Source organism: Pseudomonas hefeiensis (assembly GCF_030687835.1).
GTDB classification, from domain to species: domain Bacteria; phylum Pseudomonadota; class Gammaproteobacteria; order Pseudomonadales; family Pseudomonadaceae; genus Aquipseudomonas; species Aquipseudomonas hefeiensis.
The window spans coordinates 3,075,327-3,091,766 of sequence record NZ_CP117449.1; the positions used below are offsets into that span (position 1 = coordinate 3,075,327).

The 16,440-nt window shown below is 62.2% G+C and carries 16 protein-coding genes and 1 pseudogene; 10 read left to right on the forward strand and 7 right to left on the reverse strand.

What is annotated here, in order from left to right:
• Window position 1 precedes the first annotated feature (1 nt).
• The 4 genes and pseudogenes from PSH57_RS13545 to PSH57_RS13560 form a co-directional block, all read right to left on the reverse strand.
• Window positions 2-1,180 carry a cytochrome D1 domain-containing protein gene (locus tag PSH57_RS13545; protein ID WP_305390071.1) on the reverse strand — a complete coding sequence of 393 codons (1,179 nt, stop codon included), beginning with the start codon at window positions 1,178-1,180 and terminating at the stop codon, window positions 2-4.
• On the reverse strand, window positions 1,177-1,506 hold the full coding sequence (locus PSH57_RS13550; protein ID WP_305390072.1) for a c-type cytochrome: 330 nt from the start codon (window positions 1,504-1,506) through the stop codon (window positions 1,177-1,179). The genes PSH57_RS13545 and PSH57_RS13550 overlap by 4 nt, the downstream gene beginning before the upstream one ends.
• A 187-nt stretch (window positions 1,507-1,693) precedes the next feature.
• A pseudogene (locus PSH57_RS13555) lies at window positions 1,694-1,999 on the reverse strand (c-type cytochrome); the annotation flags it as partial.
• 24 nt (window positions 2,000-2,023) lie between these two features.
• Window positions 2,024-3,703, reverse strand: coding sequence for a cytochrome D1 domain-containing protein (locus PSH57_RS13560; RefSeq protein WP_479692294.1), 1,680 nt, complete (start codon window positions 3,701-3,703; stop codon window positions 2,024-2,026).
• Window positions 3,704-3,901: 198 nt separating this feature from the next.
• Between PSH57_RS13560 and PSH57_RS13565 the strand changes: the two genes are divergently transcribed.
• The 6 genes from PSH57_RS13565 (at window position 3,902) to PSH57_RS13590 (ending at window position 9,758) form a co-directional block, all read left to right on the forward strand.
• Window positions 3,902-4,705 carry a CbbQ/NirQ/NorQ/GpvN family protein gene (locus PSH57_RS13565; RefSeq protein ID WP_305390073.1) on the forward strand — a complete coding sequence of 268 codons (804 nt, stop codon included), beginning with the start codon at window positions 3,902-3,904 and terminating at the stop codon, window positions 4,703-4,705.
• Complete coding sequence (locus tag PSH57_RS13570; RefSeq protein WP_305390075.1) at window positions 4,689-5,276, forward strand: cytochrome c oxidase subunit 3 family protein; 588 nt, start codon at window positions 4,689-4,691, stop codon at window positions 5,274-5,276. The genes PSH57_RS13565 and PSH57_RS13570 overlap by 17 nt, the downstream gene beginning before the upstream one ends.
• Before the next feature lie 12 nt (window positions 5,277-5,288).
• Entirely contained in the window at window positions 5,289-5,534 is a 246-nt protein-coding gene (locus PSH57_RS13575) for a cytochrome C oxidase subunit IV family protein (protein ID WP_305390077.1), read from the forward strand.
• 336 nt (window positions 5,535-5,870) lie between these two features.
• Window positions 5,871-6,311: a c-type cytochrome gene (locus tag PSH57_RS13580; RefSeq protein ID WP_047225837.1), complete on the forward strand. Its 441-nt coding sequence runs from the start codon at window positions 5,871-5,873 to the stop codon at window positions 6,309-6,311.
• 3 nt (window positions 6,312-6,314) lie between these two features.
• A complete protein-coding gene (locus PSH57_RS13585; protein WP_256228346.1) occupies window positions 6,315-7,742 on the forward strand; it encodes a cbb3-type cytochrome c oxidase subunit I in 1,428 nt (475 codons plus the stop codon).
• A gap of 177 nt (window positions 7,743-7,919) precedes the next feature.
• Complete coding sequence (locus PSH57_RS13590) at window positions 7,920-9,758, forward strand: nitric oxide reductase activation protein NorD (RefSeq protein WP_305390079.1); 1,839 nt, start codon at window positions 7,920-7,922, stop codon at window positions 9,756-9,758.
• Between the two features lie 4 nt (window positions 9,759-9,762).
• Here PSH57_RS13590 and PSH57_RS13595 read toward each other — a convergent pair whose 3' ends face one another.
• Window positions 9,763-9,963, reverse strand: a complete 201-nt coding sequence (locus PSH57_RS13595; RefSeq protein WP_305390080.1) for a protein DnrP — start codon at window positions 9,961-9,963, stop codon at window positions 9,763-9,765.
• A complete protein-coding gene (locus PSH57_RS13600; RefSeq protein ID WP_305390081.1) occupies window positions 9,960-10,643 on the reverse strand; it encodes a Crp/Fnr family transcriptional regulator in 684 nt (227 codons plus the stop codon). The genes PSH57_RS13595 and PSH57_RS13600 overlap by 4 nt, the downstream gene beginning before the upstream one ends.
• 578 nt (window positions 10,644-11,221) lie before the next feature.
• Between PSH57_RS13600 and PSH57_RS13605 the strand changes: the two genes are divergently transcribed.
• Entirely contained in the window at window positions 11,222-12,412 is a 1,191-nt protein-coding gene (locus tag PSH57_RS13605) for an NnrS family protein (RefSeq protein WP_305390083.1), read from the forward strand.
• Between the two features lie 22 nt (window positions 12,413-12,434).
• A complete protein-coding gene (locus PSH57_RS13610) occupies window positions 12,435-12,875 on the forward strand; it encodes a hypothetical protein (protein ID WP_305390085.1) in 441 nt (146 codons plus the stop codon).
• Between the two features lie 275 nt (window positions 12,876-13,150).
• Here PSH57_RS13610 and ytfE read toward each other — a convergent pair whose 3' ends face one another.
• Window positions 13,151-13,825, reverse strand: a complete 675-nt coding sequence (gene ytfE, locus PSH57_RS13615; RefSeq protein WP_305444907.1) for an iron-sulfur cluster repair protein YtfE — start codon at window positions 13,823-13,825, stop codon at window positions 13,151-13,153.
• A gap of 159 nt (window positions 13,826-13,984) precedes the next feature.
• Between ytfE and norR the strand changes: the two genes are divergently transcribed.
• Together norR and pdxH are read left to right on the forward strand one after the other, a co-directional pair.
• Complete coding sequence (gene norR / locus PSH57_RS13620) at window positions 13,985-15,517, forward strand: nitric oxide reductase transcriptional regulator NorR (protein ID WP_305390087.1); 1,533 nt, start codon at window positions 13,985-13,987, stop codon at window positions 15,515-15,517.
• A gap of 234 nt (window positions 15,518-15,751) precedes the next feature.
• Complete coding sequence (gene pdxH, locus PSH57_RS13625) at window positions 15,752-16,399, forward strand: pyridoxamine 5'-phosphate oxidase (protein WP_305390088.1); 648 nt, start codon at window positions 15,752-15,754, stop codon at window positions 16,397-16,399.
• Window positions 16,400-16,440 lie beyond the last annotated feature (41 nt).

Consider the following 16,440-nt stretch of genomic DNA (forward strand, 5'->3'; position numbering starts at 1 on the left):
GTCAGTACCCCGGTTTGTGCGCACGGCTGCTGAAGAAGATGCCGCTGGGGCTCAAGGCGGGCAGGCTGCTCAGGCGTTCGAGCCGATACGGATCCCAGACCTGCACCTCACCGCCATCGCGGGCGGACAGCCACACTTGGTCGCCTCGTGCGGTGAACTCCATGTGCAGCACCGCAGGCCCTGGTCGCAGGTCGGCGATGATGGCGTGAGTCTGGGTGTCGATGACCTGCACCCGGTCGTTGTCCGGGTAGGCGAAGTTGACCCACAGCTGGCGACCATCGGGGCGCGCGGTGACAAACACCGGCTGGCCGGCCACGGCGATGGCGTCGACCGGTTGCCAGGTGCGGGCGTCCATCACCAGCACCTGATGGTGTCCCACGGCGGGCACAAACGCCTGTTGATCGGCCAGGGCCCAGCCTTCCAGGTGAGGCATCTTGTATACCGGGAGCCGCGTTTCGCCGCGCCCGTACTGGCCCAGCACCCGTTTCACGCCACGCTCCGGGTGCCAGAGGTCAAGTTGCGCCATGCCGTCTTCACCAAACAGCCCGGCCATGTAATAACGCCCGTCCGGAGTAATCAGCGCGTCATAGGGTTGCCGACCGATGGCGGTGAAGCGTTCGATGCGTGGCATTTGGCTTTGGCTGAAATCGGCGGTCCAGATTTCGCCGGTGTCGAACAGGCTGAATACGAAGCGCTGCCCTGGCGCGTCCACCAGGCCGACCACCCGCGAACGTTTTTGTCCGTCGGGCAGTGGTGTGGCCGGGATGTCCGCGACCGGTTCCAGCGTCTTCGCGTCGAAGACCTTGACGCCGCCGGGTTCGTAGTTGGAGACGGCGATCAGCTTGCCGTCCTGGCTGATCGCGCCGCCGATGCTGTTGCCGCCCTGAATGATGCGCCGGTCGATGCGTGCGCTCAGCAAGTCGACCTTGCTCAACCCGCCATCGCGGCCAAATACATAGGCATAACGTTGGTCGCGGGAAAACACCACCGAGGCGTGAGACAGATCCCCCAGCCCTTCGACGCGGGCGAGGGCGGTGCGGGTGTCGCTTTCGATGATTTGCAGGCTGCCGGTGGCACGTTCCACCACCACGCCCAAGTCGCCGCTGCCGCGCAGCGGTGGCTGGGCACAAGCCGAGAGCAACAGCACGCAGGCGGTGAGAGATAGCAGAGAACGGATCATGAGGCAGGAATTCCTTGAAGGAGCCGGTCCACCAACCAGCGAATATCGTCGGGACCGAGCAGCGGTGCCCAACCGGGCATGGCGCTGCCGGGCCGTCCCTGGGTGACGGTGGCGATGAGACTGTCGCGGGTTTTTCCGGCCAGGGCATCACGGGTCAGGGGAGGGCCGAGGCCGCCAGTCATGTGCAGGCCGTGGCAGGCGCCACAATCCTGAATCAGCAGGTGTTGCAGTTGCGCCTGGCGCTGGTGATCGGGAGCCGCCAGCACGCAGGTGGAGAAAACCAAGAGGAGGGAGGTCATCAAGGTGGTAAAGCGGTGTCGTTCCATGACGTCCTCCTGATCAAGAAATAAAGCCAAGCGCGGCCCCTGTGGGCGGGGATTTATGTGGGAGCAAAGCTTGCTCGCGAAACAGACGCCTTGATCTATGAAAGACCGCACCGCCCCCATCGCGGGCAAGCCTTGCTCCCACATAAATCCCCTCGCCACACAGGAAGATGCTCTTAATCAACGTTACTAGGGTCAAGACCCACGCCGCGAGGATCTTGGCTTCTTCATCGGTCACCGGATTGGCCGGCATCGGCATCGGTCCCCAATTTCCTTGCGTGCCTTCCTTGATGTGCTTGGCCAGCAGCTCTTGCGCCCCGGCGACGCCGGCATTTTTTGCCGCCACCTCCTTGAGCGCCGGCCCTACCAACTTGGTGTCAATGGAGTGGCAGGCGCTACAGGGTTTGCTCTTGAACAGCGTCGGGCCGTCTTGGGCCAGCGCCGGTTGCAGGCTGAATGCGGCACTCAAGGTCAGGGCAATCAGAATAGGTTTCATGGGTTTTCCTCTTATTGATGGGGCTCAATAGATGTCGTGTTGGGTGTTGTAAACGTTGAATTTTCCAGTAGGGGTAATCAGGCGCTTGTCCTTGATCACGCTCTTGAGCTTGAGGGTCTTGTCATCGATCACCACCAGCGCCGACTCGTCTTCCTGGCCGCTCCAGACCGAGAACCAGACCTCATCGCCGGCCTGGTTGTATTCCGGTTGCACCACGCGCATCGCGCCCTTCTTGATACCGGCGTACTCGGCAATCGGCAGCACGGTGTAGCCGGCGTCGAGTTTGTCGATGTCGAACACCGCCACCGATTGGCTGAGCTTGGTGTCGGGGCTCAGGGTGGTGTCGACATACAGGTGGCGGGATTTGGGGTGGGTCTTGATGAACAGCGAACCGCCGCCCTGACCCTGGAGTGAAGCGACCTGTTTCCAGGCATATTGCGGATGCTTGACCGGGTCGGTGCCGATCAGCGAGACGCCGGCATCGCCCAGGTGGCTGGTAGCCCAGACCGGACCATATAGCGGGTGGTTGAAGTTGGCGCCGCGTCCCGGGTGCGGGGTTTTACCGACATCCACCAGAGCGGTGAGCTTGCGCTCCTTGGAGTCGATAACTGCAACCTGGTTGGAGTTGTTCGCCGCCGTCATGAAATAACGATGGCTGCTGTCCCAGCCGCCGTCATGCAGGAACGGTGCGGCGTCGATGCTGGTGATGGTGAGGTTCTTGATGTCCTGGTAGTTGACCAGCATCACCTTGCCGGTTTCCTTGACGTTGACGATGAACTCCGGCCATTCATGTGACGCGATGATCGCTGCAACCCGGGGTTCAGGGTGATATTGCTGGGTATCGACAGTCATGCCGCGAGTCGAGACGATCTGCCTGGGCTCCAGGGTCTCGCCGTCCATGATGGTGAACTGCGGCGGCCAATAGGAACCGGCGATGGTGTACTTGTCTTCGTAGCCCTTGAACTTGGAGGTTTCCACCGAGCGGGCCTCGATACCTACTTTGATCTCGGCCACCTTGGTTGGCTCTTGCGGCCACAGGTCGATCATGTCGATCTTGGCGTCCCGGCCGATCACCAGCAGATAACGCCCGGACGCGGAGATGCGGGAAATGTGCACCGCGTAACCGGTGTCGATCAGTTTGACGATCTTTTTGCTGTCGCCGTCGACCAGGGCGATCTTGCCGTCGTCGCGCAGGGTGACTGAAAACAGGTTTTGCAGGTTGAGTGAGTTGAGTTGTCGGGTGGGCCGGTCTTCGGGTTTGACCAGCACCTTCCAAGTCTTGAGGGTTTCGGCCATGCCCCATTCCGGTGGGGTGGGCGGGGTGTGCTGGATGAATTTGGCCATCACCGTGATCTGGTCTTTGGTCAAGGCATTGGAGGTGCCCCAGTTGGGCATGCCAGCGGCTGAACCGTAGGTAATCAGCGCCTCCAGGTAGGCTTGGCCACGGCCCTGGGTGATGTCGGGTGTCAGTGGTTTACCGGTGGCGCCCTTGCGCAGCACACCGTGGCAACCGGCGCAGCGCTGGAAGTAGATTTGCTTGGCCGAGTCGAAGTCGGCCTGGCTCAGGTGCGGCGCGCCTTCGGTCTTGACCATACGGGCGTGTTGCGGCGCAGCGGGTGGGTTGGCGAAGGCATTGAGTGCAGCCAGCGCCGAACACAGCGCTCCAACCCCCATGACCCACGATTTTTTGTGGCTGATCAGCATTCCATTTCTCCTCAGGCATGACCTGCGCAGCCCTGCAATTGAGGTTCGGCGCGCAGATTCTTGGTGCGCTGCAAGGCTATGCCCAGGCCGGTGGTTACCCGCTTGACGGCGATCAAGTTTGCCCGCCACAGCCCTTGCCAGGTTGTCGCAGGGGCCCGTAGCGTGGCTGGCAATCGTGTTATCTGATCAGGTCATGCCATGAATGCTATCCACACCCTTGAACACCCGGCCGAACCTTTCTACCAACCCCAGGACAACGAGCTGGCGTTGTTCGAGGAGGCCTGGCGGCACGGCATGCCGGTGCTGGTCAAAGGCCCTACCGGCTGCGGTAAGACCCGATTTGTCCAGCACATGGCGCACCGTCTGAAATTGCCGCTGTACACCGTGGCCTGCCACGATGACCTGAGCGCAGCCGACCTGGTGGGGCGTCACCTGATTGGCGCCCAGGGCACCTGGTGGCAAGACGGGCCGCTGACCCGAGCGGTGCGCGAGGGCGGTATCTGTTATCTGGACGAGGTGGTGGAAGCGCGCCAGGACACCGCAGTGGTGTTGCACCCCTTGGCCGATGATCGCCGGCAGCTATACCTGGAACGCACCGGCGAGGTTCTCCAGGCACCGCCTTCGTTCATGCTGGTGGTGTCATACAACCCCGGTTACCAGAACTTGCTCAAGGGCATGAAGCCCAGCACCCGCCAGCGTTTCGTGGCGATGCGCTTTGGCTATCCTGCGGTTGCCGATGAAGAGCGCATCGTTGCCCGCGAGGCTGGGGTGGAGATGGCTCTGGCGGCCCAGGTGGTGCGGTTGGGGCAGGCGCTGCGTCGGCTCGATCAGCATGACCTGGAGGAGGTGGCCTCCACGCGCCTGCTGATTTTCGCCGCGCGCATGATCGGGTCCGGCATGGACCCGCGCCAGGCTTGTCTGGCCTGTCTGGCCGAGCCGTTGAGCGACGATCCGCAGACCGTTGCCGCGCTGATGGATGTGGTCGATGTCCACTTTGGCTGAAGCCGCTGCGCTGTCCACCCGGCGTTTGCCAGGGGACCTGGCAATGTGGTTTTTCATCCTTGCCGAGCTGACGGTGTTTGCCTTGCTGATCCTCGCGTTCGCCGTCGCCCAGGCATTGAATCCGCCGTTGTTCAGCGAAGGCCGGCAAATGCTGGATCGCTCCACCGGCCTGGCGATGACCCTCAGCCTGCTGAGCGCCGGGTTGTTTGCAGCTCTGGCTCAGGAGCAAGTCAGACAGGACCGGCCACGCCAAGCGTCGCTGCTGTTGTGGCTAGCCTTGCTGGTTGCCGGCGGCTACGTGGCGCTCAAGCTCATTGAGTACAGCCACCTGTTGGCCAACGGCCTCGGGCTGGAGCACAACACCTTTTTTACTTTGTACTGGATCCTCACGGCGTTTCATTTCCTGCATGTGCTGCTGGGCATGGTGATCCTCGCCTGGCTGGCCGAGGGTTGCCGGCGGCGTCGCTACGGCTCGCAGCAGTGCAGCGGGCTGGAGTCCGGCGTGCTCTATTGGCACATGGTGGACCTGGTCTGGGTGCTGCTGTTTCCGGTTGTCTACATTCTCGGTTGAGCGGAGGTGCTCATGTCCGTTTCCCGTGTCTTGATCGCCTGCTGGATGACACTGGCCGTGCTGAGCATCGGCACCGTTGCCCTGGGCCAGGTCGCTGCCTCCGGGCTGGTTTCCATCGCCATCCTGGCGGTGGCGGTGACCAAGGCCTGGTTGATCGCCGACGGCTTCATGGAACTGCGCCATGCGCCGCGATTGTGGCGCTGGTTGGTGTTGAGCTGGGCGGCGCTGCTCGCGATTGCGATCTCGTTCGCGCTCTGAATCCCGACCCCCCCCTGTGGCGAGGGGATTTATCCCCGCTGGGCTGCTTAGCAGCCCTCAAACCAGGCAGATCGGTGTGCCAGGAAGATTGAGTTAACTGCTTTAGGGCCGCTACGCAGCCCAGCGGGGATAAATCCCCTCGCCACAGACCGGGTTCACTGCGCGACAGCGCAGCGTCGCAGACGCGGCGGCCACTCCGTCACCACAACAGTTCATCTGCCTTTCGGGCTGTGCTGGAACAACCCACCAAAACCATCGGAGATTCTTGATCGCCATCAAGCGGGTTCTGGACCCTCGCTTCCTAGAATGGACACGCCAAGCAATGAGGAAGTGACCATGTCAGATACCTTCACCAAAGGCATGGCCAGGAATATTTATTTCGGGGGAAGCGTGTTCTTTTTCCTGATATTCCTGGCCCTGACCTACCACTCGGAACAGACCTTTCCAGAACGCAGCAACCAGGCGCAATTGAGCGAATCGGTGATACGCGGCAAGGGCGTCTGGGAGCGCAACAACTGCATCGGCTGCCACACCCTGCTGGGCGAGGGCGCGTATTTTGCGCCGGAGCTGGGCAATGTGGTCAACCGTCGCGGTGGCGAGGAAGCCTTCACGCCGTTCCTGCAGGCCTGGATGAAAATGCAGCCGCTGAACGTTCCCGGCCGTCGCGCCATGCCGCAGTTCAACCTCAGCGAACAGGAAGTCGACGACATCGCCGAATTCCTCAAGTGGAGTTCGAAAATCAATACCAATGGCTGGCCGCCAAACAAGGAGGGCTGAGAGATGAGCATGGCTAATCCGCATCTGAAATTCGCCTCGCAGGCCGTCGCCAAACCTTACTTCGTGTTTGCCCTGATGTTGTTCCTGGGGCAAGTGTTGTTCGGTTTGATCATGGGGCTGCAATACGTGGTCGGCGACTTTCTGTTCCCGCTGATTCCCTTCAACGTGGCCCGTATGGTCCACACCAACCTGCTGATCGTCTGGCTGCTGTTTGGCTTCATGGGCGCGGCGTATTACCTGATACCCGAGGAAGCCGACCGGGAGCTGCACAGTCCGAAGCTGGCGATCGTGCTGTTCTGGGTGTTCGCCGCTGCCGGGGTGCTGACGATTTTGGGCTACCTGGCGGTGCCTTATGCCACGCTGGCGAAAGTCACCGGCAACGATTTGCTGCCGACCATGGGCCGTGAATTCCTGGAGCAACCGACGATTACCAAAATGGGTATCGTGGTGGTCTGCCTGGGCTTTCTCTACAACATCGGCATGACCATGCTCAAGGGTCGCAAGACCACGGTCAGCATGGTGATGATGACCGGCCTGATCGGCCTGGCGGTGTTCTTCCTGTTCTCCTTCTACAACCCGGAAAACCTTGTCCGCGACAAATATTACTGGTGGTGGGTGGTGCATCTTTGGGTTGAAGGCGTCTGGGAACTGATCATGGGTTCGATGCTCGCCTTTGTACTGATCAAGGTCACTGGCGTGGACCGGGAAGTGGTCGAGAAGTGGCTCTATGTGATCATCGCCATGGCCCTGATTACCGGGATCATCGGCACCGGTCACCACTTCTTCTGGATTGGCGCACCCGAGGTCTGGTTGTGGGTCGGGTCGATCTTCTCCGCGCTCGAACCGCTGCCGTTCCTGGCGATGGTGATCTTCGCCTTCAGCATGGTGAAGAACCGTCGCCGGCAACACCCCAACCGCGCCGCCACCTTGTGGGCCAAGGGCACCACGGTCACCGCGTTCTTCGGTGCCGGCGTCTGGGGGTTCCTGCACACCCTGGCACCGGTGAACTTCTACACCCACGGTTCGCAACTGACCGCAGCCCACGGACACCTGGCCTTCTACGGTGCCTACGCGATGATCGTCATGACGCTGATCAGCTACGCCATGCCGCGCCTGCGCGGATTGGGTGAAGCGGCGGATGAGCGCTCGCAGCGCCTGGAAATCTGGGGTTTCTGGCTGATGACGCTGTCGATGGTGATGATCACCTTGTTCCTCACCGCCGCCGGTGTCGTCCAGGTGTGGCTGCAACGCTGGATGACGGACGGCAGCGCCTTGCCGTTCATGGCGACGATGGATCATTTGATGCCGCTGTTCTGGGCGCGTCTGGTCAGCGGCGTCGGGTTCCTGGCCGGATTGCTCTGCTACCTGTTCAGTTTCCGTCAGCGCGGCCGTGCGGCCCTGCGCGCACCAGCGGCGGTGGTGCCTTCTTGAATCACCACAACTACTGAGCTGGACTCATTTGTGATGAGAGGATTCATGTGGGAGCAAGGCTTGCCCGCGATGGGGGCGATGCGGTCTTTCAGAAATCAAGGCGCCTGTTTCGCGAGCAAGCTTTGCTCCCACATGAATCCCCTCGCCACAATGGGCTCGGTTTAAGAGGAAGTAACCATGGCATTCACCCTTGAACTGGAAGAGTGGGTCGGCAGCGTCTGGCACCGCTTCATCACCCGACGTGCCAGTGTGGATTTTCCCGAAGCACGGGTGGAGTTGGTCCACCGGCAACGTGCGCTGCACGTGCTGTTTCGCGCCACCGGTGGTGCTGCTCATCTGGGTGTGGAGGCCGTCAGCGACCGCGACCTGCTGCTGCGCCGCAACCTGTTGCAGCAGATCGCCGGCACCTGCAAGCAAGTACCACTGGCCTGGTGCGATGGCGACAACCTGCGTCTGCCAGCGAGCCTGGCGGCGTTTCCCGATGCCGGGTTGAACGAAGAGCTGTACCGCTGGCTGGCGTTGCTGGCCGCGCAATCGGGGCCAATGAAGCATTGGGGGCGGGACAACCAGCGCTGGACTCAAGCGCTGCTGGGGCGTTACCCGGCGCTGCGCAGCCGATATCGGCGGCTGGTGGATGCGCATCTGTCCTTGCGTCCCGATCCACAATCATTGCCCCCGGCCGAGGCGGCCCTGGAGCGCGCGCTGTGTCAGGCGTTACGCGAACCGGGCAGCGTCGAGCATTTTCCACGCAGTGAGCGGGCCGCCTGGCCGCTGCCGCTGTGGCTGTATCCACCCCAGCATCTGGGCAATCCCCAGGCGGCCAACCTCGAGGAGTCTGAGCAATACCTGGCCACGCCGCCGGGTGAGCAGCAGGGCGGTCGCAAGCGCGCCGAGCGCATCGATGACACCACCCGTGACGGTGGGTTGCTGATCGTGCGCCTGGAGAGCCTGTTCAGTTGGACCGAACATGTCGACCTGGATCGCTGGGCGGACGACAGCGAAGACCCGGACGCGGCGCGAGTCGCCGAGGACCTGGATCAACTGACCCTGTCGCGCACCCGCCTGCGCAAGGGCGGCGGCTTGAAGCTGCATCTGGACCTGCCGCCGGCCGATGTGGATGACATTCCCCTCGGCGCGGGCATCCTGTTGCCGGAATGGGACTACCGCAAGCAACGCCTCCAAGACGATTTCGTCAGCGTGCAGACTTTCATTCCCCGGGACTGCGAACCTCAGCCGCTGCCTGCCCGCCTGCAAGCCTCGGCCCAGCGTTTGCGGCGCCAGTTCGAGCACCTGCGTAACGATCGACAATGGCTGCGCCAGCAAACCCAGGGTTCGGAGCTGGACCTGCAAGCCTGGCTGGATTTTCACGTCGAGCGCCAGCACGGCCAGTGCAGCGAGCGTGGCCTGTTCATGGAACAACGCCAGACTCGCCGCGACCTGGCTTGCCTGCTGTTGGCTGATCTGTCGATGTCCACCGATGCCCACCTCAACGACGAACACCGGGTGATCGACGTGATCCGCGACAGCCTGCTGCTGTTCGGTGAAACCCTGTCGGTGCTGGGGGATGACTTTGCCTTGTACGGGTTCTCTTCACTGCGCCGACAACAGGTGCGGATGCACGAGATCAAGGCGTTCAACCAAGGCTATGACGAGCACACCCGGGGCCGGATCCAGGGACTCAGGCCCGGTTATTACACGCGCATGGGCGCCGCCATTCGCCAGGCGACCCAGCGGCTGGAGGGGTGCAAGCGGCGACGCAAGTTGTTGTTGCTGGTGAGCGACGGCAAACCCAACGATCTGGATCTCTATGAAGGGCGCTATGGCGTTGAGGACACCCGCCAGGCGGTACTGGAGGCCCGGCGCCAGGGATTGACGCCGTTTTGCATCACCATCGATCGTGAAGCCGGGGATTACCTGCCGTACATGTTCGGCGCCAATGGCTACACCTTGATCCGTCAGCCCGAACAACTGCCGCTGCGTTTGCCGCAGTTGTACCGGCAGTTGACTCAGGATTGAGGGTTCAAGCGATGCTGCGGGGTAACCAGAAAAACATGACGATGCAGAATATCGTCAGGCCGACACAGAACCAGGTGAAGCGCCGCAACCGGCGCTCGCCGGCCAGCGCTGCCTCGGCCGGCAGCGGCATGCCGCACTGGCGACATTCGGTTTCATTGCCGGGGTTGGCGTGTTGGCAATACAGGCAGGTGGGTTGCGCACTCATTCGAAATGTTCCAGGCGCAGGCGGTCAAGAATGGCGATCTGGCGACCGTCCTGGGTAATGATCTTTTCATCGATCAGCCGGCGGATGATCCGCGAGAAAGTCTCCGGCTGGATCGACAGGTGCCCGGCGATCAGTTGCTTGGCCATGGGCAGCTCGAACTGGCTGTCAACGGTCTGCAAGCGCACCAGTTGCGTCAGCAGGTAGCGCACCACGCGGTGGGTGGCGTTCTTCAGTGACAGGGTTTCAATCTCGTTGACCCGTTGGTGCAGGCGCACACAAAGTTTGCCGAGCAGGGCGAAGGTCAACCGGCTGTTACTTTGCAAAAGACGCATGTACGTGGCATTGGACAGGCGATACAGCTGGGTTGGCCCAACGGCTTCTGCGCAAGCGACGTAGTTCGGCGTGTCCATCAGCATCATGGCTTCAGCGAAGGTCTGGCGCTCGCCGATCACCTCGAAGACTTTTTCCTGGCCGTCCGGCGTCAACCGGTAGATTTTCACCGCGCCGGAAATCACGAAGTAAAACGCCTGCGCCGGCTCGCCCTGGCGGAACAGCGGTTCGCCCCTGTCGACATTCAGCAGTTGGCTGGTACTCATCAGTTCGTTGAGCTGTTCTTCGTTCAGCGGCTCGAACAGGTGATGACTGCGCAGAATCTGGTGATGAACACGGTGGAGCACCATGGCATGAGTCCTTGTATGGCAGGGAAATGAATCGGATTCAGACGAGGCTCAGGGACAGGCCGCTGGCCAGCGCCACGACGCAAGAGAGCACGACGAACCAGGTAAGCGGCAGCGCGACGTATTTCATGGATAACCCCGGCAAAAAAAGTCTGTGCCCTGCCTGAGCAAGAGACGGGCCATGCCCGCAGCCGTTGATTTGTGGGGCCATCCTGTTGGGCGGGTACAAATGACCCTGAGCTGTTAGGGTGATAACCACCACGACAGGGTTATATTTACCCAATGGATGGCAATCTGTGAGAGCGAGCCTGCTCGCGATGGCGGCGCGACAGTCAACGGTGATGTCGAGTTGACCGGCTTCATCGCGAGCAGGCTCGCTCCCTCAGGGGACAAGCAGACGCTTTATTGAGTGGGGTGCTGCGTCCTCGACCGGTTTCGGCAAGCCCCTTGCAAGTACCTGGGCGAGGCAGACTGGCTTGATCTCAGACAAGGCCCGTCAGCGCCGATAGCTGATCATTCGAATCCTGATTGTTGACCCTTCATCGCTGGGCCCGTCCCGCGGTGAGGTAAAGGAGTGGTGTATGCAAGTGCTTGACCGTCGCAAGGCCATGGCCATCCTGCCGTTGTGGCGGCTGGCGTTTCGGCCGTTTTTCCTGGCCGGGTGTGTGCTTGCGTTGTTGGCCATACCGTTGTGGCTGGCGGCGTTTACCGGAAGGCTGGCGGCCTGGCAACCGGCTGGCGGTTGGTTGGCCTGGCACCGTCATGAGCTGTTGTTCGGCTTCGGCCTGGCGATCATCGCCGGGTTTCTGTTGACGGCAGTACAGACCTGGACAGGTACCCCGGGGCTGAGCGGCAAACGCCTGGCGGCGCTAGCGCTGTTATGGCTGGGCGCGCGGCTGGCCTGGCTGGTGGACGCGCCCTGGCCATTGCTGACGGTGCTGGAGCTGGGTTTCGCCCTGGCGGTTGCGGCGTTGATGGGCATGACGTTGTGGCGCGTACGGCAGAAGCGCAATTATCCGATTGTGCTGGTCTTGCTGCTGTTGGCCGCCGCTGATGCGTTATCCGTGTACGGTCTGGTGCAACATGACGAAGGTTTGCAGCGCCAAAGCGTGCTCACGGGCCTCTGGCTGGTGGCCGCGATGATGGGGCTGATCGGCGGGCGGGTGATTCCTTTCTTTACCCAGCGCGGTCTGGGCCGGGTAGAGGGCGTTGCTCCCTGGCCGTGGCTCGATCGCCTGTTACTGGCGGGGTCGGTGTTGGTGGCGCTGCTGTATGCCTTCGGCCCGGCGCTGTCGGCCAGCCTCTGGGTCGGCCTGCTGTTCACCGCGCTGGCGGTAGGGCACGGGGTGCGACTGGTGCGTTGGCATGATCGGGATTTGTGGCGGGTGCCGCTGCTGTGGTCGTTGCACCTGGCCTACGCCTGGCTGGCGCTGGCTTGCCTGGGCATGGCGCTGTGGCATTTCGGCGTCGCGCTGAACCCGAGCCTGGCGGTGCATAGCTTGTCCATCGGCGCCATGGCCGGGTTGATCCTGGCGATGATTGCCCGCGTCAGCCTGGGCCATACCGGGCGCGCCCTCGAGCCGCCGGCCGGCATGACCCTGGCTTTCGTCCTGCTGAACCTGGCATGCCTGAGCCGAGTGCTGCTGGTGCTGCTGTTCCCGTTGGCCGCGCTGTGGCTGGCGGGGTTGTGCTGGACCCTGGCATTCGGACTCTACGCCTGGCGTTATGGCCCGATGCTGTTGCAGGCCCGAGTGGATGGACATCCGGGATGAGCCGACTGTACGGAGATAATCGATGATGTATGGCGTCTTGCTGGTCATCCACTTGTTGGCGGCCATCGCGTTCATTGGCACGCTGTTTTTTGAGGTGTGTATCTGGCATGCCGCCCGCCGGCCATTGGCCGAAAGCGCCCGGAACACCGCCGACCAGGCGATCGCCCAGCGCTCGCGGCACGTGCTGCACGGCGTGGTGCTGTTGCTGTACGGTGCCGGGATCGGCCTGGCCTGGCAGCATCGCGGCGCCTTGAGCCAGCCTTTGAACAACAGCTTTGGTCTGCTGCTGAGCCTCAAGATCCTGTTGGCCCTGAGCATCATTGGGCACTATCTGTGGCTGGCGTATTGGCTCAAGCAAGGCGTATTGACCCCCGCCCGGGCCTGCTGGCTGCGGCGCAGCATCCTGGGGCACATGCTGTTGATCGTGGTGTTGGCCAAAGGCATGTTTTATTGGCAGTTTTGAGCCGGGATGAGAGCAACAAACGCCTGAGGGAGCAACAAATCCCTATGGGAGCAACAAATGCCTGTGAGAGCAACAAACTCCTGTGGGAGCAAAGCTTGCTCGCGATAGCAATTGATCAGTCAACATTGATACCGACTGACACTGCGCCATCGCGAGCAAGCTTTGCTCCCACAGGGGTAGGCTCCCACAGGGGTAGCTCCCACAGGGGTAGCTCCCACAGGGATAGGCCCCCACAGGGGTAGCTCCCTGCGGGGTGATGAAGTGATGTTGGAGGGCTAGCGGGCAGGCTTGACCGCATTCACGAACAACACGTTGTTTTCCAGATGGATGTGCTGCATCAGGTCGTCACGAAGCTCCACAAGCCCGCGATACAGGGCGCGCCAGGTGTTGCAGGCATCGGAGGCCGGGGTGATCTGGTCGGTCAGGGCGAGCATGGTCTCCAGCGCCTCACCGTGCTGGTCGTGTTCGTAGCGCAGCACCTGGATGGGCGCCGCGGCCCGTTCACCCAGGCCCTGTTGCAGCATCGGGAACAGCACCTGCTCCTCCTTGAGCATGTGGCCTTCGAGTTCCTGATACATGTCCTGCAAGTGATCGGCCAGGCCGACGGGGCAACTGGCCCGGGCGCCATGGACCCTCTCGACGCGGCGGGCCAGACGGATCAATTCCGGCAGCTGTTCGCGATGACGGGCGTGGTAGCGTTCCAGGATGTGGGCGATCAACAGCGCCTGGGGTTCATCGCGCCAGTCATGGCCCAGCTCCCCGGCGGCTTGCAAGGTGCGCAGGGCATCGGCGATCAGCAGCGGGTTCAGGCCTTTGCCCAGCGCTGCCTCGCGCAAGGATTTGTGCCCGCCGCAACAGAAGTCGAGGTTGTAGTGATGGAAGGTACGGGTGGCACCGGGAATGTCGCAGGCCAGTTGGCCGAGGCTTTGTTCCAGCAGATCGAGGCTCATCATGTTTCCTTGGGTTGAATCCCGGCAGGGACAGATAAGCGAACTTTGCAGCCGACGTGCCAGATTTAAATGCTTGAAAATTAACGACTAGATATTTACCAGGGTGATTCTCACCCTGGCTGCAAGGGGTCAAACGAACCCTGGAGGGTAATCACTACCATGCTGCGTGAAAGCCTGGCCGCCGACCTGATCGTCGAGCTGCCCAATGCCGTTCGATTCCAACGCCTGGTACAGACCCTGCGTGAATACTTCAGCTGTGGCGCCGTAGGATTGTTGCGTCTGGACGACGACAGCCTCAGACCCGTCGCTACCATAGGCCTGGTGCACGAGGCGCTCGGCCGTCGGTTCGTGATCGCCCAGCATCCGCGGCTGGCGGCGATCATGGCGTCGCGCGAACCTACCTGGTTCGAGCCCGACAGCCGCTTGCCCGACCCTTATGACGGCCTGCTCGACAACCACGTCGGCGAGCCGCTGCCGGTGCATGACTGCATGGGCGTGAGCCTGTACGTGGAGGGGCGGCTCTGGGGCGCGATCACCCTGGATGCCTTGCACGCCGGCACCTTCGACAGCCGTGCAAGGGAGGAACTCAAACGCTGCACCTTGCAGATTGAAGCGGCGGTGCGGGTGACCCGGCTCGAGCAGGAAAACCGCAGTCTGCGGGCCTCGCGCAGTGATCTGCCGGATGTCCGGCTGCCGGCCGAGGAGGGCGAGATCCTCGGCCGTAGCGAGGTGTTGGATCAACTGCTCAACGAGCTGGATGTGCTGGCCGACTCGGAACTGCCGGTACTGTTGCTGGGCGAAACCGGTGTCGGTAAGGAGTTGTTTGCGCGTCGTTTGCATCGCCTGTCCCGGCGCAGCCACAAGCCGCTGGTGCAGGTCAATTGCGCGGCATTACCGGAGTCCTTGGCCGAAAGCGAACTGTTTGGCCACGTCAAAGGGGCGTTCTCCGGGGCTACGACCGACCGCGCCGGGCGCTTCGACGCGGCCAATGGCGGCACGCTGTTTCTCGACGAGGTGGGCGAATTGCCGTTGAGCGTGCAGGCCAAGTTGCTGCGCACTTTGCAGAACGGCGAAATCCAGCGCCTGGGGGCAGACAAGCCGCTGCACGTCGATGTGCGGATCATCGCCGCCACCAACCGCCACCTGCCGGACAGCATTCGCGATGGGCTGTTTCGCGCCGACTTGTATCACCGGCTCTCCGTCTACCCGGTGCCGATCCCGCCGTTGCGCGAGCGCGGTCACGATGTGCTGATGCTGGCCGGGCATTTCCTCGAACTGAACCGCACGCGCCTGGGCTTGCGCGGTTTACGCCTGTCGCCGGCCGCTGAACAGGCGCTGCTGGCGTACTCCTGGCCGGGCAATGTACGGGAGCTGGAGCACGTGATCAGTCGCGCAGCCTTGAAGCAACTCAGCCGCGGGGCCAGTCGCAGCCTGATCATGACCCTGGAGCCGCAAGTACTGGACCTGGACGTCAATGCCAACACATCCACGGCCCACGCGATGCTTGAACAGTCTCTGGCGGTCGCCGATGCACCGGTCCAGCCGTTGAATGAAGCTGTCGACACTTGTCAGCGCCAGGCGATCCTCAACGCCCTGGAACGCTGCGGACAAAACTGGGCCGGCGCAGCGCGGCTGCTGGAGGTCGATCCGAGCAACCTGCATAAACTGGCACGGCGGTTGGGGCTCAAGTAGGGCAGCCTTCTTTATCTCCCAGTCAGACCGGGTTGCCGCCTTCGCGAGCAAGCCCGCTCCCACAGCGATTTATGGTGATCATAAAACTGAAGACAATCACAGATCCCTTGTGGGAGCGGGCTTGCTCGCGAAGAGGCCGACACATTCAACACAAGAACCGCCATTGACAACGATCAAGGCCCGCCATCACGGCAGAACTCACACTGGAGCAAATCCATTGTGGAGATCACCGTCATGCCCCTTTCCCTGGCCAAAATGCGTCGTCAGTACACCCTGGACGGGTTGGATGAAGCCCAGGCACCGGATGACCCAATGGTCCTGTTCGAGCTATGGATGCAACAAGCCCGCGACACCGAAAGCCCTCCGGTGGAAGCCAACAGCATGGCCCTGGCGACCGTGGACGGGCAGGGCCGGCCGCATTGCCGGATCTTGTTGCTCAAGGGGTTCAGCGATGAAGGTTTCACATTTTTTGGCAACTACGACAGCGGCAAGGGACAGGACCTGGCGATCAGTCCGTGGGCAGCCATGACCTTTTTCTGGCCGGGGCTGGAACGGCAAGTGCGCGTTGAAGGCCAGGTCCACAAACTCGACCCCGGGCTCTCGGACGCCTATTTCATTTCCCGCCCCCTGGCCAGCCGTCTTGGTGCCTGGGCCTCGCCGCAAAGCCGTGTGCTGGACGATCGGGCCACTCTCGGGACCTTGCTGGCGCAAACCGAACGACGGTTCATCAATCAACCGGTGCCGCGCCCAGAACATTGGGGCGGCTATTGCCTGCGGCCCGAACGACTGGAGTTCTGGCAAGGCCGCGCCGACCGCCTGCACGATCGCCTCGACTATCGCCTGCAAGATGGCGTCTGGCAGCGTAGCCGTCTGGCACCGTGAACGCCGAGGGAGGTACCTCTATCGGGGAATAGGCCCAGCCC

Excerpts from the sequence above, each read along its gene's own strand:
- PSH57_RS13545 (WP_305390071.1), bottom strand. The coding sequence starts at position 1,180 with ATGATCCGTTCTCTGCTATCTCTCACCGCCTGCGTGCTGTTGCTCTCG.
- PSH57_RS13550 (WP_305390072.1), bottom strand. The coding sequence starts at position 1,506 with ATGGAACGACACCGCTTTACCACCTTGATGACCTCCCTCCTCTTGGTT.
- PSH57_RS13560 (WP_479692294.1), bottom strand. The coding sequence starts at position 3,703 with ATGCTGATCAGCCACAAAAAATCGTGGGTCATGGGGGTTGGAGCGCTG.
- PSH57_RS13565 (WP_305390073.1), top strand. The coding sequence starts at position 3,902 with ATGAATGCTATCCACACCCTTGAACACCCGGCCGAACCTTTCTACCAA.
- PSH57_RS13570 (WP_305390075.1), top strand. The coding sequence starts at position 4,689 with ATGTCCACTTTGGCTGAAGCCGCTGCGCTGTCCACCCGGCGTTTGCCA.
- PSH57_RS13575 (WP_305390077.1), top strand. The coding sequence starts at position 5,289 with ATGTCCGTTTCCCGTGTCTTGATCGCCTGCTGGATGACACTGGCCGTG.
- PSH57_RS13580 (WP_047225837.1), top strand. The coding sequence starts at position 5,871 with ATGTCAGATACCTTCACCAAAGGCATGGCCAGGAATATTTATTTCGGG.
- PSH57_RS13585 (WP_256228346.1), top strand. The coding sequence starts at position 6,315 with ATGAGCATGGCTAATCCGCATCTGAAATTCGCCTCGCAGGCCGTCGCC.
- PSH57_RS13590 (WP_305390079.1), top strand. The coding sequence starts at position 7,920 with ATGGCATTCACCCTTGAACTGGAAGAGTGGGTCGGCAGCGTCTGGCAC.
- PSH57_RS13595 (WP_305390080.1), bottom strand. The coding sequence starts at position 9,963 with ATGAGTGCGCAACCCACCTGCCTGTATTGCCAACACGCCAACCCCGGC.
- PSH57_RS13600 (WP_305390081.1), bottom strand. The coding sequence starts at position 10,643 with ATGGTGCTCCACCGTGTTCATCACCAGATTCTGCGCAGTCATCACCTG.
- PSH57_RS13605 (WP_305390083.1), top strand. The coding sequence starts at position 11,222 with ATGCAAGTGCTTGACCGTCGCAAGGCCATGGCCATCCTGCCGTTGTGG.
- PSH57_RS13610 (WP_305390085.1), top strand. The coding sequence starts at position 12,435 with ATGATGTATGGCGTCTTGCTGGTCATCCACTTGTTGGCGGCCATCGCG.
- ytfE (WP_305444907.1), bottom strand. The coding sequence starts at position 13,825 with ATGAGCCTCGATCTGCTGGAACAAAGCCTCGGCCAACTGGCCTGCGAC.
- norR (WP_305390087.1), top strand. The coding sequence starts at position 13,985 with ATGCTGCGTGAAAGCCTGGCCGCCGACCTGATCGTCGAGCTGCCCAAT.
- pdxH (WP_305390088.1), top strand. The coding sequence starts at position 15,752 with ATGCCCCTTTCCCTGGCCAAAATGCGTCGTCAGTACACCCTGGACGGG.